The 16,597-nt window shown below is 51.5% G+C and carries 15 protein-coding genes and 1 tRNA gene; 3 read left to right on the forward strand and 13 right to left on the reverse strand.

Translation table 11 applies throughout. The features are described 5' to 3' along the window. Positions 1 to 40 precede the first annotated feature (40 nt). Entirely contained in the window at positions 41 to 847 is an 807-nt protein-coding gene (locus Abin_RS11215) for a protein-L-isoaspartate O-methyltransferase family protein (RefSeq protein WP_255319281.1), read from the reverse strand. Between the two features lie 54 nt (positions 848 to 901). On the opposite strand from Abin_RS11215, the gene Abin_RS11220 reads away from it, so the two are divergent. Then, positions 902 to 975: transfer RNA gene (locus Abin_RS11220), tRNA-Cys, on the forward strand. A gap of 113 nt (positions 976 to 1,088) precedes the next feature. Here Abin_RS11220 and Abin_RS11225 read toward each other — a convergent pair. Then, positions 1,089 to 1,880 carry an SDR family NAD(P)-dependent oxidoreductase gene (locus tag Abin_RS11225; protein ID WP_255319272.1) on the reverse strand — a complete coding sequence of 264 codons (792 nt, stop codon included), beginning with the start codon at positions 1,878 to 1,880 and terminating at the stop codon, positions 1,089 to 1,091. Positions 1,881 to 1,952: 72 nt separating this feature from the next. On the opposite strand from Abin_RS11225, the gene Abin_RS11230 reads away from it, so the two are divergent. Next, a complete protein-coding gene (locus tag Abin_RS11230; RefSeq protein ID WP_048846901.1) occupies positions 1,953 to 3,101 on the forward strand; it encodes a hypothetical protein in 1,149 nt (382 codons plus the stop codon). Positions 3,102 to 3,181: 80 nt separating this feature from the next. Here Abin_RS11230 and thiL read toward each other — a convergent pair whose 3' ends face one another. The 3 genes from thiL to nrdR form a co-directional block, all read right to left on the reverse strand. Then, positions 3,182 to 4,177, reverse strand: a complete 996-nt coding sequence (thiL, locus tag Abin_RS11235) for a thiamine-phosphate kinase (protein ID WP_048846903.1) — start codon at positions 4,175 to 4,177, stop codon at positions 3,182 to 3,184. Beyond that, the gene (nusB, locus tag Abin_RS11240) at positions 4,140 to 4,667 is read right to left on the reverse strand and encodes a transcription antitermination factor NusB (RefSeq protein ID WP_048846905.1); all 528 of its coding nucleotides are present in this window, start codon (positions 4,665 to 4,667) and stop codon (positions 4,140 to 4,142) included. The genes thiL and nusB overlap by 38 nt, the downstream gene beginning before the upstream one ends. 67 nt (positions 4,668 to 4,734) lie before the next feature. Beyond that, positions 4,735 to 5,211 (reverse strand): transcriptional regulator NrdR, encoded by a 477-nt coding sequence (nrdR, locus tag Abin_RS11245; protein WP_048846907.1) that lies wholly within the window; start codon positions 5,209 to 5,211, stop codon positions 4,735 to 4,737. A gap of 152 nt (positions 5,212 to 5,363) precedes the next feature. Between nrdR and Abin_RS11250 the strand changes: the two genes are divergently transcribed. Further along, positions 5,364 to 5,861 (forward strand): copper chaperone PCu(A)C, encoded by a 498-nt coding sequence (locus tag Abin_RS11250; RefSeq protein WP_048846909.1) that lies wholly within the window; start codon positions 5,364 to 5,366, stop codon positions 5,859 to 5,861. Between the two features lie 72 nt (positions 5,862 to 5,933). Here Abin_RS11250 and glpK read toward each other — a convergent pair whose 3' ends face one another. The 8 genes from glpK to cydD all read right to left on the reverse strand — a co-directional run bounded on the left by glpK (position 5,934) and on the right by cydD (position 16,583). After that, the gene (gene glpK / locus Abin_RS11255; RefSeq protein WP_048846910.1) at positions 5,934 to 7,433 is read right to left on the reverse strand and encodes a glycerol kinase GlpK; all 1,500 of its coding nucleotides are present in this window, start codon (positions 7,431 to 7,433) and stop codon (positions 5,934 to 5,936) included. A gap of 29 nt (positions 7,434 to 7,462) precedes the next feature. Next, a complete protein-coding gene (locus tag Abin_RS11260) occupies positions 7,463 to 8,287 on the reverse strand; it encodes an MIP/aquaporin family protein (protein ID WP_048846912.1) in 825 nt (274 codons plus the stop codon). A 54-nt stretch (positions 8,288 to 8,341) separates the two neighbouring features. Beyond that, positions 8,342 to 9,862, reverse strand: a complete 1,521-nt coding sequence (glpD, locus tag Abin_RS11265) for a glycerol-3-phosphate dehydrogenase (RefSeq protein WP_048846915.1) — start codon at positions 9,860 to 9,862, stop codon at positions 8,342 to 8,344. A gap of 131 nt (positions 9,863 to 9,993) precedes the next feature. After that, the gene (locus Abin_RS11270; protein ID WP_048846917.1) at positions 9,994 to 10,761 is read right to left on the reverse strand and encodes a DeoR/GlpR family DNA-binding transcription regulator; all 768 of its coding nucleotides are present in this window, start codon (positions 10,759 to 10,761) and stop codon (positions 9,994 to 9,996) included. After that, the gene (gene recQ / locus Abin_RS11275) at positions 10,761 to 12,662 is read right to left on the reverse strand and encodes a DNA helicase RecQ (RefSeq protein ID WP_084593597.1); all 1,902 of its coding nucleotides are present in this window, start codon (positions 12,660 to 12,662) and stop codon (positions 10,761 to 10,763) included. The genes Abin_RS11270 and recQ overlap by 1 nt, the downstream gene beginning before the upstream one ends. A gap of 8 nt (positions 12,663 to 12,670) precedes the next feature. Further along, positions 12,671 to 13,048, reverse strand: coding sequence for an OmpA family protein (locus tag Abin_RS11280; protein WP_048846921.1), 378 nt, complete (start codon positions 13,046 to 13,048; stop codon positions 12,671 to 12,673). Between the two features lie 124 nt (positions 13,049 to 13,172). After that, the gene (gene cydC / locus Abin_RS11285; protein WP_048846923.1) at positions 13,173 to 14,858 is read right to left on the reverse strand and encodes a thiol reductant ABC exporter subunit CydC; all 1,686 of its coding nucleotides are present in this window, start codon (positions 14,856 to 14,858) and stop codon (positions 13,173 to 13,175) included. Then, the gene (gene cydD, locus Abin_RS11290; protein ID WP_048846925.1) at positions 14,859 to 16,583 is read right to left on the reverse strand and encodes a thiol reductant ABC exporter subunit CydD; all 1,725 of its coding nucleotides are present in this window, start codon (positions 16,581 to 16,583) and stop codon (positions 14,859 to 14,861) included. Positions 16,584 to 16,597: the final 14 nt, after the last annotated feature.

Here is a 16,597-nt window from a genome sequence, read left to right on the forward strand (position 1 = left end):
ATTCACGTTAAGGAAATACGAAACAGGTTTGCTGAAAAAATTAAAGTTTGAAATCATTAATTTGTTCGAAATTCGGCAATAAAGGTAGTGAGCAATCAAACAAATTTAATATAGAAAACACATCAATATTATTAAGATCAAGGGTGGCCAGAAAAGCTTTCCCTGTTGACGCTTGTATTGTCATTACACCTGCAAGCTGTCCATTTTTGCTTAATTGATGGATACAGAAATTGGGAATTTGATTAATCCCACCTTCAAAATAAATCAGATCAAAAGGAGCTGAACTTTCTGCTCCATCGTTTAAATCATTCTCTAGCCATTTTACTAATGGGGCATGGCGTGAACAGAACGACTTACCCATTTTGGAAATGCGACTATTGTTTTCCAAGGCAACCACTTGAGCACCAAGCTGTTGAAAGATGGCTGCTGAATAACCGGTAGCGGCCCCTACAACCAATATTTTTTTTGATAGCACCGGCAGGCATGCTTGTATGATCCGAGCAGTCAAGAGTGGCTGCGGCAAAAACCGGTTATCACCAAGTGGGATGGTGATGTCGGCATAGGCTGTAGAGCGTTGATTTAAAGGAATACATTCTTCCCTAGGAAGGGTGCGCATAATCTGTAAAAGTTGCGGGTCTGTGATTTCGGAAGGGCGAAGCTGATCATCAACCATGTAATTGCGTGCTTGTCGCAGGTCGGTCTCTTGGTAAGCATTCCGGCGATCCAAAAGGTCAGAATTCAACTGTTCTAAATTCATATTCTCCAAGCCTGCCTTCGTTCCGAGCCGTTGTAAAAGTAGCTTCATACTGCCTTTGCCGCTTTTGCCAGAATTAGGTGCAAGACACATCACACAACGTCTTGACCAACCCCTAAAGAGACGGCATAAGCTGCTCATCCCACCGGTCCGGTGGCAGAATGGTGATGTAGCGGACTGCAAATCCGCGTACGTGGGTTCGATTCCCGCCCGGACCTCCAAATCTCCTAAAAATTAAATCTTTACAGTGTCTTTTGACGCTAACCTATTCTGTAATGAAAATTTCAGAAAGCAGTGACTTAAGATGTATGCTTAAATCACTGCTTTCTGATTGCTATTTTTGTTTTGCGTCGATTTTGCTCAAGATAGCTTCTCTCGCGATGCGTGGGAGTAGTCTTTCCCAGACACGAAGAGCGCGGAATGGCCAAGGAAAAATATATTCCCGTTTGTTCTTCGCGATAGCGGTCATTATCAGTCGGGCCGCCTTCTCAGCCGGAACAAGAAATGGACGATCTCCTTCCAGGCGTTGACTCATAGGTGTATCAACAAAGCCTGGTGCTATCAGCGTTACCTGAATATTTTTTGGGCCCCATCCAAGTCGTGCCGCCTCGGCAAAGCGGGCGAGACCTGCTTTCGAGCTACTGTAGGATGGCGCAAATGGGAGTTCATAATATCCTGCCACAGACCCGATAAAGCTGATTTTACCGTGTTCGCGCGGAATCATCCGCTCTGCTGCAGCCGTGGCGAGTGCTACTGGCGTGGCATAATTGACCTGCGCAAGCTTCAAAGCGCTTTCCGGTCGTTCTGTAGCGCATCCTTCAGGCTGGATGTCTGATAGCCCTGCGCCCAAAATAATGAGATCAAGGGGATATTGGGTATCATCTTCATGGAACGCAGCCAGTGCAGCCTCGCCGTCTGTCAAGTCAATCTGGCGTGGCAGCACAATGGCTCCCTTTGAACAGCAGAAGGTTGAGAGTTGTTGCAAGCGCTCGGTATTTCGACCCCACAATATGAGGATGCGACCAGGTTTTGCGTAGCGTTTGGCAAGTTCTGCTCCGATTCCGCCTGTGGCACCTGTAATTAGAATCGAACGGAGTTCTGACCTGCCGATAGAGACCTCGTTCACACTTCCCCCTTTTCCATTTGGTCGGAATGATGCATCACCATCCGGTTTGAAGGCGCAGTTTATGGAGCACCGATGACTAACTCTGACCAGATTGTCGTATCCCCGGTTTCGGGTGCACGTCAGCTTGCGCTATTTATCCGCCTTCCCCGGCTTCTGTATAGCAATCTTCCCAGCTATGTTCCTCCATTGGATATGGAGCAGAAGAATATGCTTCATCCGAAGCGGTCACGTTTTTTTGATCACGGAAAAGCCTGTTATTTTCTGGCGTGGCGTAATGGCAAGCCTATTGGTCGAATCTCTGCGCAGGTTGATAGTCTTGCACTAGAGCAAGATGGTCCCCGTACGGGCTTTTTCGGTGCTTTAGATGCACTCGACACCCAATGCGTGAAGCCACTGCTGGACGCTGCAGAAACATGGCTCCGGTCACAGGGCATAGAACGTATCCGTGGGCCTTGGACCCTTAATCCACACGGCGAATCAGGCACGATGATTGAGGGGCAGATGGAAGCCCCCATGATCGGAACCGGATGGCATCCTGAAACACTGGGGCCTGCAATAGAACAGGCTGGCTTTGCAAAGGCCATGGACCTTCTCTCCTATAGTATGGAAGTAAGCCCCGTCGCCGAACAGGCCAATAGTGTGCCTGCAAATCTGCGTCAGCGATTAGGGGCTGTAAAAATAAGAGGTTTGCGGAAAAAGCATATAGCCGAAGACGCTGATATTCTTCGTGATATTTATAATGACGCATGGGCAGGTACTTGGGGTAATATCCCGATTACGCAGGCAGAAGTGCAATCGCTGCTTGCGTCTCTCAAGCCAGTTCTTAAACCTGAACAATATGTTCTGGTGGAGTTTAACGGGGAACCTGTGGCGATTGCCTTGGTTGTTCCCAATATTTTCGATATTTCAGGTGATCTAGGTGGAGCCCCCTCTCCTCTTGGGTGGATCAAACTAGGCTCTCGCATTCTCACGCACGATTTTCAGTCAGCACGTGTGATTCTGTTGGGGGTAAAAAAGAAGCTGGCAGGTACGGCTCTTAGCGCAATTGTACCAGCGCTTCTCATCGATGAACTGATGAAAAGAGGGCATACTCTGCCGTACCGGACCATCGAACTGGGGTGGGTTTTGGAAACCAACACAGGGATTCGCAACCTGATTGAAAGAATTGTGCCTCATCCCTACAAGCGTCACCGCATGTATGAGAAAACACTTTCCAACTGATGAAGCAGAAAGAAAAAACTGCTTTTCATCTGTGATTTTGTTTTTTGACGGGCTGTGAGATCTTTTTAGGAGCGACAAAATTAAATGTGGCTCCATCCTTTTTTCTGGAAAGTAAGAGGAGTTCCTCCGGCCTGAAGAACCCGAACCCCCTTATAATCTGAATGGAATCGACCAATCCGTGTGACCGGAACCTGCCCTAACACCGTTCCTAGTGAGCCAGTGTGTTCGAGATCGGCTTCATGTTCAGGGGGGACAGAAAAAAGAAGTTCATAGTCGTCTCCCCCTGTTAGGCACGTTTCAAGCCACTGAGGACCACAGTGGCGGGCTGCGGCAGAGAGAGGAACCTCTGCTGAAAAAATCTCAACACCGAGATCGTTTTGTCTCGCAAGGTGCTCTGCGTCTTGTAGGAGGCCGTCAGAGATATCCATGGCAGCAGATGCCAGCCCGTAGAGAGGGGCCCCGACGCGTGGCTGTGGCAATCGATACCGGGCACTAAGATATCCTGACGGATCAGACAGGTGCCCTTGCAGCGCCCTTAAGCCTAATGCACCGTCGCCAATCGTCCCCGTTACCCAGAGACCATCTCCTGCCTGAGCGCCAGTTCGCGTGATAGCCTGCCCAGGCAGAACTGACCCTATGATGGTCAGAGAGAGTACTAAAGGCCCCTTGGTCGACGTGGTGTCTCCGCCTAACAGACTAAGGGAAAAAAGCTTCTGATCCTCTTTAAGGCCTTTGCAGAACCCCTCGAACCATTCGTCTTCGAGGTTTTGCGGGCGGGCAAGCGTTAGAAGCCAGCCTTCAGGACGCGCACCCATCGCAGCAAGGTCTGAAAGATTACATCGTAAAAGTTTACGACCTATGGTCTCGGGCGGATCATTTGGTAGAAAATGAACATTTTCCACCATCGCGTCTGCTGCCACGACCAGCTCCCGCCCTGCTGGAGGCATAAAGACCGCAGCATCATCTGTCAGGGCCAGTGAGCCTGGCCCGGCAAGCTCTGAAAAATAATGGTGGATGAACTTGAATTCAGCAGGCAGATCAGTCAGCTGCGTCGCCCTTTTCCACCGGTGTTTCATCGGAGGCTGAGGCAAGACGTTTCATAACGGTGTCAAGCACACCGTTCACCAGCTTTGGTTCTTCGCCGGAGAAAAAGCCGTGCGCAATATCCATATATTCGTTGATAACAACGCTTGCAGGGACACTGCCTTCAAGCGCTTCCCCAATGGCTGCGGCAAACAGCGCTCGTAAAACAGGGTCTAGCCGTGCAACCGGCCATGTGGAGGGTAAGGTTGCGGCTAGCTGCTCCAGAATGGCACTGTTCCGTGATACAGCCTGTTTCACTATATCGGTGAATAGGTTGGTATCTGCCTCAGGAACGTAACCTTCTTCGAAAGAGTCGTTATTCAGGGTTGTTCCAAAGCGATGCACAAGAAACTGCTGCACAACAGTTTCTGCGCGGTCGTTATTCTGCTCAATCTGAAAAAGAGCCTGCACGGCCGCAACACGGGCCGCCGTACGCGGACGCTGTGCCCCTTTAAGTTCTGAATGGTCGTGCAGCTCTGTCATACCTAATATCTCTCCAGCTTGCCCTTTTGGGGGAGCGGGGTTTCATGACTTCTTTATGGCAAAAGGTCTAGTCTTTTTCCGTCTGCAGGGGAGCTGGAGCGTCCATTGCGGTCAGAATTTCGGAAAAATCTTTTGCCTCTGTGAAGTCTCTATACACGCTGGCAAAACGAACATAACCGACCGTATCGACATCTCGTAACACGTCCATTGCCAGCTCCCCAATGCGGGCAGAAGAAACCTCGGTTTCTCCTGATGCCTCAAGTTGGCGTACTAAGCCTGTTACAATCAGTTCGATTCTGCTTTCTGTCACCGGGCGTTTGCGTAACGCTATCCGAATTGAACGAACCAGCTTGTCTCGCTCAAACGGAGTTTTTCGTCCATCGGCTTTTACAACTGTCAAATCACGTAACTGAACACGCTCAACTGTGGTGAAGCGTTGCCCACAGGAAAGGCAGGCACGTCTACGTCTTATGGCCGAGCCTTCTTCATTCGGGCGGCTGTCTCTGACCTGGCTTTCAAGATTTCCGCAAAAAGGACAACGCATAGGGTGGTAGATCTCTTACAAATCTGACTGCCGAAGCAAAAGCTTGAACGGGGGTTGCTCTCCAGCTTAAACCCTGCGGTATAGTGCCTGCAACAAACAGAGTGACCTTTTTAGAATATACTTCTTCCAGATCAACCATCACGAGAGACATAATGAAAATTCGTCTACGTTCTGGCATCCTTTCACTTGCTCTCGGGGCCATACTGACTTGCGGGTCTGCTTGGGCGGAAGATCGAGATCCCGGGACATCAATTCCCGGCCAATCGGACGCGCAAAAAGATGTTCAGATTACCGATACCAGTATGGAACTGGTGCGTAATGCTGGCCGAATTTCAGTGGTTTATTTCACATTGCGCAACAATGGCGAAAACGCACACCTCGTTACCAGTGTGTCTTCTCCATCATGCAGAACGCTTGTTGGCCATCACTCTGATCAGGAGAGCACTGAAGGAACGCTCAATCTCTTTACGCATCTATCTCTGCCAGCAAAAACGACGCTGGTTTTCCCGCATGGTGGGTATCATCTGCTTTGTCTGGATACGGACAGTAATCTTGCTCCGGGAAAAGTGGCGACGTTTACGTTTTCGTTTTTGGGAGGATCGTCAAAGACTGTGAGTATCCCGATGGGAAATTCCCAACCAGTTGAATGAGGCGGTAGGTAAATCAGAGCCAATAAATGATGTGACCGAGAGAAAAACTTTCTCCGGTCACATCAATATGATTTAGCTATTGGATGGTGCAGTCAAAGTGCGTTTTACCGCCTGATGCCATCCTGCAATCATGGTGCGGCGCTGCTCATTTTCCATTGACGGTTCAAAAAGTGAGCCTCTTTCCCATTCAGCAGCAACAGTGGTCTGGCTATCCCACACACCAGTTGCCAGCCCAGCAAGGAAGCCTGCCCCAAGCGCTGTCGTTTCCACATTCTTGGGACGCTCTACCTTTGCCTGCAACATATCTGCCAGAAATTGGCAGAACCAGTCGTTTGCAGCCATGCCGCCATCTACGCGTAGAGCATCGGTCGTGCCACCGCCGTCCTGCATCATGGCTGTAACCAGATCAAGTGTCTGATATGCAACGGATTCCAGGGCTGCGCGCGCAATATGGGCAGCAGTGGCGTCAAGGGTGAGACCGCAGATAAGCCCGCGGGCGTCCGGGTCCCAATGGGGTGCGCCAAGACCAACAAAGCCCGGGACCATATAAACACCATGACTATGCGGAATACGGGTCGCCATATCGTCAGTTTGCGAGGCATGAGTAATCAGATGGAGCCCGTCACGCAGCCATTTAATGGCTGCGCCAGCCACAAAAATGGAGCCCTCCAAGGCATAGGTCGTCTGCCCGCCAATGCGATAGGCAATGGTTGTCAGCATTCGGTTCTTTGATGCGACAGGTTTTTCGCCCGTGTTCAGCAGTACAAAGCAACCGGTGCCATAGGTCGCCTTGGCCATACCTGGCGTAAAACAGGCTTGCCCTACAACTGCGGCCTGCTGATCCCCTGCCATGCCGGCAATCGGAATGGCGCGACCGTACAGGGACGTCTCTGTTTCCCCGAAAATTGTACTGTTATCTTTAACTTCGGGGAGAAGGGCTGCGGGAATTCGGAACAGGCGCAGCAGATCGTCATCCCACTTCTGACGATGGATATCGAACAGCAGAGTGCGGGCCGCATTTGTAATATCGGTTGCGTGAACTTTGCCGCCGGTCAGACGCCAGAGAATGAAGCTATCTATGGTGCCGAAAGCCAGCTTGCCCTGCTCTGCCTGCTCTCTTGCGCCAGTAACATTGTCCAGAATCCATGCCAGCTTTGTGGCAGAAAAATAAGGGTCTAGCAGCAGCCCAGTGCGTTCGCGCACTAAAGCCTCGGCACCTTCTTCACGCAGCTTCTGACATGTTGCGGCAGTCCGCCGATCTTGCCAGACAATCGCCCGGTGGATAGGTTTTCCCGTCGCGCGGTCCCACACTACAATGGTTTCTCGCTGATTTGTAATGCCAATGCCAGCGATCCGAGCCGGTCCACCGGCTTTTTCAATGGCCGCTTTCGACGTCGCCAGAACATCGTTCCAGATATCTTCGGGGCAGTGTTCTACCCATCCAGCGTTTGGGTAGTGCTGAGCAAATTCCTGCCGCGCGCTTGAAACCTCGTGAGCCTGCTGGTCAAACACGATTGAGCGAGTTGAGGTAGTGCCTTGGTCAATCGCCAGTACGTAGTCTTGCTTGCTCATCGAGGATTATCCTTCTTGATTGGAGCGGATTAGTCTTGTGTTTCGGCAGACGCACGAAGTGTGCGTGGCTTCGGCATAAAGGGTTTCAGCAGCCCTTGATAAAAGGCCGCCCCGACAACCCCGCCAATTAGCGGCCCTGCAATGGGCACCCACCAATAATTATTCGGAGACGGTAAAGCAGATTGTCCCCACCCCGCAAAATAACAGAACAAACGGGGACCAAAGTCACGGGCAGGATTAATGGCCCATGCTTCAAGATATCCTGCCGACCCACCAATCGTTGCAACAAGCAACCCAATGATGAGTGCGCCTGAATTCGCCTGCGGAGCCTGAGTATTGTATTCGCAGGTTACGGCAAAAATACCGAGCAGCAGCATGGCAGTAAGAATAATCTCATCGACAAATGCATGCATGGGCGTAACAAAATCACCGGGATGTGTGAAGAACACCCCTGCCCCGGCCCCATCATGCAGTCGGTCTAAATGGTTAACCGCAGCGTAATGGTCAATTACTGGAGAAAACAGCGTATAGACAATTACGGCCCCCAGGAAACCACCGATGACTTGGGCAACCCAATACGGCACGACTTTTTTCCATGAAAATCCACGGAAGCATGCCAAGGCCAGCGTGACGGCCGGGTTGGCGTGTGTACCGGAAACAGCGCCAGTAACATAAATGGCAACCGTGACTCCCAGCCCCCAGACAATGCAAACGCCCCAATAAGCCAGCTTATAAGGGCTTGGATCGTAGAGCGAATACATCGCTGCTACAGAATCCCCAAAAACAATAATGATGAAGACTGCCACGCATTCAGCAATCAATTCACCTACAAAGGCACGGTTCGTGCTTGTCATACTTCCCTCATCTTATTTTTCTTTTCAGGAAAGGATTGGCTTGTTTCGCAGGTATCAGCCAGCCTTCTGTTTTACATATTCTGCGACTTTTGCTCTTTCTACTTCGTTCAGATGCAGGCCGAGCTTGCTGCGACGCCACAACACGTCCTCAGCAGATCGCGCCCACTCACGCTGCATCAGATAGTCAACTTCACGCGTAGTGAGATCTCCGCCCAATACGTCTCCCATTTCTGCCAGATTATTGGCTTCCCCAATAATTTCATAGGCACGGCTGCCATAGTTTCTCAACAGGCGCCATGCAAGGGACTCTGGCAGCCATGTGGCTGCGCGCCGCAGGCGGGCTAGCGCGGCATCGAAGCCGCCGTCACCAATATCGCCACCTGGCAGCACCTCATTCGCTGTCCAGCTTGCCCCTGCCACAGCAGGAAGTACAGGAGCCAGTTTTTCAAGCGCGTGCTCGGCCAGCTTTCGGTAGGTGGTAATTTTTCCGCCAAAGATCGACAGGAGAGGTGCACCGTCCTGGGTATCGAGATCAAGTACGTAATCTCGTGTCACTGCGGACGCATTGGCCGAGGCATCATCGTAAAGTGGCCGGAGGCCAGCGTAGCTCCAGACAACGTCGCTTTCTTTGACTTCTGCCTTAAAGTAGCGATTCACACTTTCACAAAGATACGTCACTTCGTCAGGCGCAATCCCGACTTTACCCGGCGCTTCATTCCACGGAATGTCTGTAGTGCCGATCAGGGTAAAATTCTGTTCATATGGGATTGCGAAAACAATACGTTTGTCAGGGTTCTGGAAAATATAAGCCTGCGGCCCATCAAAGACCCGCGGCACAATAATGTGGCTTCCTTTAACCAATCGTACAGACTTTGAATTGGGAATTTTAAGTGTGTCAGCCAGCAAGCGTGCTACCCACGGGCCAGCCGCATTGACAAGAGCCTTTGCGTGGACCGTCTGTGTTTCGCCCGTTTCACGGTTTTCTATAACGGCATGCCACACACCATTGACACGTTCGGCCTTGATCAAGCGTGTTCGTGTCCGAACATCCGCTCCCCGTTCGGCTGCATCCATGGCATTCAGAACAACAAGACGGCTATCCTGAACCCAGCCATCTGAATAGACAAACCCTTTCGTATAGTCAGATTTCAGAGGTCGACCGGACGAATGGGTGCGGAAATCGACAGCGCGCGATTTCGGTAGGGTCATATTCGACGCAAGATGGTCGTATAAGAAGAGTCCTGCCCGAAGCATCCATGCGGGCCGAACAAGCTTTGAATGAGGCAGCACAAAACGCATGGGCCACATGATGTGGGGTGCCATTTTAAGCAGCCGCTCACGCTCTGTTAGCGCTTCCCGAACCAAGCGAAATTCATAATATTCAAGATAACGGAGACCGCCATGGATCAGCTTTGTGCTGGCAGAAGAAGTGTAACTTGCCAGATCATCCTGCTCGACCAGCAAGACAGATGCGCCACGCCCTGTTGCATCACGGGCAATCCCTGCACCGTTGACCCCTCCGCCAACAATAAGAAGGTCATATAGGCGCGCTGGGGAGGTTGTAGACTCTGACATTTTCTCTTCCGATACCACCAACTAGAAATCAGTTTGAATCTTCGTATCCGAAAACAAGAGCCAAAAACAATGGCCTTAATATGACTTTTTGTCGGGTATTAGTCTTTTTTGTTTTCTTTTCCGAAAAAGAATTACGTTTCAATGACATGCAAAGCCACGCCAGCTTTTTGCAAAATGGCTTTTATAGCTGCTGGAGGCTGCTGATCCGTAAAGAACGCACTTATCTCTGAGATATGGCCAACACGGGCCATGGGGCGGCGTTTGAATTTTGTGTGGTCAGCCAAAAGAAACACCGTGCGCGCGTTACGGATAATGGCCTGTGCGGCGGCAATTTCATCCACGTCAAAATCAAGCAAGGTACCATCTTCATCAATGCCACTGATGCCAATCACCCCGAAATCGGCCCGATACTGCTCTATCATGGCTGCTGCTGCTGGGCCGACAATGCCGCCATCACGTAACCTGACAGTGCCCCCGGTAATCACCAGATTACAGTCTGGTGCCGGAGCCAGAAGAGTCGCGACATGTATGTTGTTTGTAATAACGCGCAATGCGCGATGTGTGCGTAGTGATCGGGCGAAAGCTTCGGTTGTGGTGCCAATGTTGATAAAGAGAGACGCTCCATCAGGTATTGCTGTCGCTGCACCCTGACCAATTGCCTCTTTCTGTTTCAGATTCAGAATCTGACGGTCTGAATAAGCAATATTTTCCGCAGCCGAAATGGCAGAAGCGCCGCCGTGATGGCGGGCTATAATACCATCTGCGGCCATGCTGTTAACATCCCGTCGCACGGTCTGAACCGTGACGTTTAGCGCTTTTGCCAAATCTTCATTAGCCGCGTAGCCCTGTTGCTGCACGAACTGGAGAATACGGGCTCGTCTTTCTGATACTGAGGCCATTAATCGGAATTCTTTTCCTGAACTGAGGCTAAAATCTCTAAAACTGCTTCTCCGTAGCGTTCAAGTTTTGAGCGACCAACGCCTTTCACGTTTCCAAGCTCTTCCAGGCTAGCGGGCGACTGAAGCGCTATATCGCGCAGTGCTGCATCATGAAAAATGACATAGGGTGGAATTTCTTGTTCACGGGCTTCGTCCAGCCGCCATTTTCGCAAAGCCGCGAAGACGAGTTGTTTATCTTCGGGTAAATCGGACAACGTATCGCTTTTCCGTTCCCGATTAGCCGATCCTTTCTCCAACTCGGCGGTCGCATCTGCACGCAGTTGAATGGTTTCTTCCCCGCGAAGGATGGGGCGCGCCGCGTTCTGGTTTAAGGCAAGGCCACCGTATTGTCCGTCAGATCGCAAGGCCCCACGCGCAATCAGTTGCCGTGCAACGCTTCGCCAGAAATGCTCCGGCTTATCTTTGCCAATACCCCATACAGATAATATTTCATGCTGATTTCTGTCTGTGGCTTCCGTACGTTTACCCCGCAAAACAGCAATGACATGCAATGCACCGTATTTCTGCCCGGTACGATACACGGCCGAAAGAAACTTGCGGGCGGCCTCGGTTCCATCAAATGTGACGACGGGATGCCGACAGTTGTCACAGTGACCGCACGGTTTCTCCAGTGTTTCGCCAAAACTGTGGAGTAGAGCCTGTGTGCGGCAGCCTGTCGTTTCTGTAAGGGCGATCATGGCTTCAAGCCTGCTGCCCATAATGCGCTTTTCGGTGTCGGGCGCGTTTGACTGATCCAGCCAGTATCTGGCCCGCGCCATGTCCTCCCCGCCATACAGGAGAAGGGTATCAGATGACAGGCCGTCTCGCCCTGCCCGTCCAATCTGCTGATAATACGCTTCAGGTGACGCTGGCATATCGAGATGGATGACAGCCCTGACGTCTGGTCGATCTATCCCCATACCGAAGGCAACGGTAGCCACAATAACGATAGGTTCACCCGAACGGAAGCGAAGGAGTGCTGCTCGCTTTTCAAGGGGAGAAAGGCCGGCATGAAACGCCAATGCCGCCCAGCCTTTGTCCCGTAATGAGGCTGCAACGCGCTCTGTCCGGGCGCGGCTACCGCAATAAACAATGCAGGCTTCTTCCCGATGCCTTTCCAGAGCGATGACAAGTTGCCGCATTTCTGAGGCTTTGGGTAACGCAGCGATGTTCAGATTGGGGCGATGAAAACTGGAAAGCAACACCAGCGCATGAGGCATATCCAATGCTGTGAGAATATCATCACGTGTTCGTTGGTCTGCTGTCGCCGTAAGCGCAATGCGCGGGGTATTTGGAAAATAGCGAGGAAGAGCTGCAAGAGCCCGGTATTCGGGACGAAATTCATGTCCCCAAGCGGAAATACAATGGGCTTCATCAATTGCAATTACGGAAATGCGCTGCTGTGTCAGTTGTTCAAGCGTACCCTCTGACAAAAGTCGTTCAGGCGACACATACAAAATGTCGATTTTGCCAGCAGTAAGCTCCGTACGAATTCTGAAGGCGTCTTCGCTCTCCAATTCAGAATGAAGCGCTGCAGCGTTGATGCCAACCTGCCGTAGACTGGCCACTTGATCATCCATCAGGGCGATTAATGGCGAAACAACCAAGCCCATCCCCGCCCTACATAAGGCAGGAACCTGATAGCAGATACTTTTACCGCCACCCGTAGGCATTAAAACAAGCGTATCATCTCCGCGCATGATGCAGTCAACGGCCTGTACCTGAAGGCCACGAAAATCAGGATACCCAAAAACGGAATGCAGCACCTCTTGCGGGGTGCTGCCGACATACCGGTCTCGTCCTGTGAAGCCATTTTTTGGTAAGAGAGGCTTCTGCGTCAAATCAACGAGACTTTCTGCCATAAGATCAATCAGGGGCTAACCAGTTCGATTTCTACGCGACGTGAGCCAACAGCAGATGCTTCTGTAGTTGAAGGCGCGCGTGGTGTCTGACGAATGCGATCGCCCGAAACGCCATCATCATGCAATTGCTGTGCCACAAGCTTGGCACGTTGTACTGCCAGAAGAGAATCCGCAGACAGGTCGTTCCCTGCTGTTGCGTAGCCTTCAACCTGCACTACACGGGACGGGTGTCTTTGTGCCTTGGCGGAAACTTCAGAAATAACGCTACGTGCAGAGTCATCCAGTTCGACCGAACTGTTAGAGAAGAAGACAATATATTTGCGCGGCGGCTCTGTCGCGCATCCGGCAAGAAGAGAAAGGCCCAGAACTGGCAGCAGGCGACGCATGGTTTTAATCCTCGATTGGATTGGTTAAGATTTAACTTCATTCAAATATAAGCCTGCATAGACCAAAAATGTCTTGGCAGACTTATATTTGGTGCCCTTTGGCCGTCGTTCCGTCAACTACTGCTTAGGCTGTTGCTGCCGTGGCAATGCCGTTCGAGAGCCGATATATCCGGTCCAGACGTTCAACACCCGTTAACCGGTGTGCAATCAGAATAACAGTGCGCCCGTCTGCAACGGTATTCAGGGTTTGTAAAAACTCCTGCTCTGTTTGTGCATCCAAGCCGGTTGCAGGTTCATCCAGAATAAGAATTGGAGCCTGCGTTAACAAAGTCCTTGCCAATGCAATCCGGCGGCCCTGACCACCAGACAGTTTTATCCCGCCTTCCCCTAACCAGGTATCCAGTCCCTCGGGCAAATTCTTTACAACATTCGCAACTGCGGCATCGTCCAGCGCCTGCCAAAGTTGATCTTCTGTCGCATCAGGTTGACCCAAAAGGAGGTTGGCGCGAATTGTGTCGTCAAACAAATGCGTAGCCTGTGACAACCACGCCATTTTTTGTCTGAGTGACTCTGTGCGGATATCTGACAGAGGGATACCGCCCAAGGTGATGGTGCCTGCTTCTGGTGTTGCCGCTTTAAGCATAAGCGCAGCAAGACTTGATTTTCCGACACCGGACGGCCCTAAAAGAGCAACGCGAGCTCCGGCAGGAATATCTAACGTGAGATCACTAAACACGTAAGGTCTATCCACACTCCATCGAAACGCCAGATTTTGGACATGAATATGGGTATCTTCTGGCGCCTCAACCGTAGGAGTAGCGGAGCTCGTCAATCGTGTGTCCTGAGCGATTTCCACAACACGTTTGGCGGAGGCTCCCATTGCTCCGGCTTGCAATCCTGCACGAGTCAATGTTGCCGCGCTTTCAAATGCGGCAACGGTCAGGAAAAGAACTCCTACTCCCGCAATAGGCGTTACCTTGAAGAACCAGACGCCGGAGACAGCAAGCAGAATAAGAAAAATAGCAATTTGCCCGGATAGGAAAGCGGTCGCATTTGCAAACGCTGCCTTACGTGCAAGCCGCATTTGCCCCCTTAGCAACGTGGCATCCGCGGCCTGTACGCGTGCTAGTATGCGTCCTTCAGCGCCGAAAGCGCGGATTTCGCGCAGTCCGCCTACTAAATCGAGAACATTAATACGGAGGGAAGCCAAATTTTTAGTAAGTTGTTCGGCCTCCTGCCGCCCGGAGCGAGCAATTAGGTAGGGCAGAAAAAAAGCCGTGCAAGCAAAAAGCACCCCAATGCTGGCACCAAGCACGATGCTCTGTTTACAAAGCTGTATCAGAAGAATTGGGAGCGTCAGACAGGCACACGTAAAGGGAACCAGGATACGCAGATAAAGGCCATCCAGAGTTCCAATATCCGTTACCAACCGAGAAAGCATGTCCCCGGCGCGACGAAAGCCCAGTCCAGCGGCCGCACCATGTGCCAGAGACCGAAAAAACCAGACACGTAAATCAGCAAGAGCCCGGAACATGGCATCATGGGCAAAAAGTCGTTCAGCGTAGCGGAGAACAACCCGGCCTGCCCCCACCCAGCGTAACAGGGCTGTCGCAATGACGACTTCACCCAAGACAGTTCCTGCCAACCGCAGCCCTGAAAGTTGCATCAGAACGAGCGCCATGCACAGAGCAAGAAGTGCCAGCATAATCCCTATGACAAGCCGGGGGGCCTGTCGTCCCCAGAGCTTGAGGATGTGCAGAAGTGCTTGGCCGTTTGTGACTGAGGGAGACGTTTTGTGGAGTTCAGTCATTTACGCGGCTCCCTGTCGGCTGACAATCTGGCCATTCTGCAAATCAATCCGCCGACCATTGAACATATGAACCGCTGCCGAATGTGTGGCCAAAACCACCGTTTTGTTCAGCGCTAACCGTTGCAGGCTCTCGAACACACTTTTTTCTGTTGCTGGGTCCAAATGAGCGGTTGGTTCGTCAAGGAGAAGAACAGGAGCATTTTTTAAGTAAGCTCGCGCAATCGCAATACGTTGGGCTTGGCCTCCGGAAAGACCAAAGCCGCCTTCCCCAAGGTAGGTTTCAAGACCATGGGGTAGATCGGGTAGAAACTGGTCAACCGCAGCGGCTTTGACAGCTGCCATCAAAGCCACATCGTCGGCATCTGGATTGGCAAACAGGATATTTTCTTTCAATGATCCTGCAAAGAGAACCGGTTTTTGGCCAATCCACGAAATCATTTTAGACAAGGCATCCGGGACTATGGTTTCAAGCGGCGCTCCGTTAAAGAGGATTTTTCCACTATCGGGCTGTATGAAACCCAGCAGTAATTCCATGATGGTGGATTTACCGGACCCCGATGTGCCTGCCAGAATAAGAGTTTCCTGTGCTGGGACCGTAAAGGTGATGTTTTGCAAGGCTGGCCCGCGGGTGGCATCCCACGTAAAGCTTACATCATCAAACGAGATAGTAACCCCGTGCGCATTGACGGTTCTCGCCTCCTTCGGCGTGCTTGTCTGTTGCGCAACGGGAAGTTCCAAAATTGCTGTTGCTGCTCCCTGTGCGTGGGCTCGGTCTTGATAGGCAAGAGCCAAGGCGCGGAGTGGAGCAAAAAATTCCGGAATAACGAGCAAAACAAACAGCCCGCATGTCAGGGTATGGGATAATTGCTCACCGGAGCCATCAGGATGAAGCGCCAGTGCGATGCGACCGTTCAGAACGGCTACCAGAATAAGCGCCACCACCATTGCGCAATCAATGGACGCTGAAGATAGAAAGGCCACCCGTAACACTTTCATTGTGCGCTGACGGAGTTCATCTGCGGCCTGAGCAAGGCGCTGTGTCTCATCTTCTGTTCTGCCTGCCAGAACGATGGTGGCAATCCCTTTTACGCGGTCCAGAAATCTGGCCTGCAATCGTGTCATAGCCAGAAACTGGTTACGTGATGCAACAGCAGCCCCGATACCGAATAATGCCTGACCAAAAGGAACGGAAAGACCGCAGAGTGCCAGCACCAGACCGGAACGTGGCTGCACTATACAAACAGGCAATAGAATAAGTAACGGGCTTATAATCCAAGTGATGGAGGCAGGAATCCACCGGCCAAAAAAACCATCCAAGGCCTCTACCCTATCCACGGCGGTATTAGTCAAAGCTCCACTGTGAGATTGTCGTAGCAAGGCAGGACCACCTGTAAGGATAGATGCCAGAACACTGCCCCGCAGCTGTCGGCGCGCATCAATTCCAGCTTTGGCAGACGCTGTGTCCCCTAAAGCCATCATACCGGCCCTTAATAAGGCGAGCAGAAGAAAGCCGACGAGAGGCACTACTAGGGAAATAGAATGACTGGCGACTGTCGCATGAAGGTCAGTAAGCGCATAGCCTAAGATGCTGGCAATGCACCAAGCCTGCCCTACGCCCATCATGGAGGACAGAATATTGAAGACCACGACAGGACGGGCCGCACGACGCCCTAGTCGAGATTGTGTCCGCGTCCAGCCGCGTATCGCTACTTTTTCACCGCTCATGTTGTAGGCATTTA

The organism is Acetobacter indonesiensis, from assembly GCF_000963945.1.
Classification (GTDB): Bacteria; Pseudomonadota; Alphaproteobacteria; order Acetobacterales; family Acetobacteraceae; genus Acetobacter; species Acetobacter indonesiensis.

Excerpts from the sequence above, each read along its gene's own strand:
- nusB (WP_048846905.1), bottom strand. The coding sequence starts at position 4,667 with ATGACAGAGCTGCACGACCATTCAGAACTTAAAGGGGCACAGCGTCCG.
- thiL (WP_048846903.1), bottom strand. The coding sequence starts at position 4,177 with ATGAAACACCGGTGGAAAAGGGCGACGCAGCTGACTGATCTGCCTGCT.
- Abin_RS11230 (WP_048846901.1), top strand. The coding sequence starts at position 1,953 with ATGACTAACTCTGACCAGATTGTCGTATCCCCGGTTTCGGGTGCACGT.
- Abin_RS11215 (WP_255319281.1), bottom strand. The coding sequence starts at position 847 with ATGTGTCTTGCACCTAATTCTGGCAAAAGCGGCAAAGGCAGTATGAAG.
- Abin_RS11280 (WP_048846921.1), bottom strand. The coding sequence starts at position 13,048 with ATGCGTCGCCTGCTGCCAGTTCTGGGCCTTTCTCTTCTTGCCGGATGC.
- Abin_RS11250 (WP_048846909.1), top strand. The coding sequence starts at position 5,364 with ATGAAAATTCGTCTACGTTCTGGCATCCTTTCACTTGCTCTCGGGGCC.
- Abin_RS11260 (WP_048846912.1), bottom strand. The coding sequence starts at position 8,287 with ATGACAAGCACGAACCGTGCCTTTGTAGGTGAATTGATTGCTGAATGC.
- glpK (WP_048846910.1), bottom strand. The coding sequence starts at position 7,433 with ATGAGCAAGCAAGACTACGTACTGGCGATTGACCAAGGCACTACCTCA.
- nrdR (WP_048846907.1), bottom strand. The coding sequence starts at position 5,211 with ATGCGTTGTCCTTTTTGCGGAAATCTTGAAAGCCAGGTCAGAGACAGC.
- cydD (WP_048846925.1), bottom strand. The coding sequence starts at position 16,583 with ATGAGCGGTGAAAAAGTAGCGATACGCGGCTGGACGCGGACACAATCT.
- cydC (WP_048846923.1), bottom strand. The coding sequence starts at position 14,858 with ATGACTGAACTCCACAAAACGTCTCCCTCAGTCACAAACGGCCAAGCA.
- recQ (WP_084593597.1), bottom strand. The coding sequence starts at position 12,662 with ATGGCAGAAAGTCTCGTTGATTTGACGCAGAAGCCTCTCTTACCAAAA.
- glpD (WP_048846915.1), bottom strand. The coding sequence starts at position 9,862 with ATGTCAGAGTCTACAACCTCCCCAGCGCGCCTATATGACCTTCTTATT.
- Abin_RS11270 (WP_048846917.1), bottom strand. The coding sequence starts at position 10,761 with ATGGCCTCAGTATCAGAAAGACGAGCCCGTATTCTCCAGTTCGTGCAG.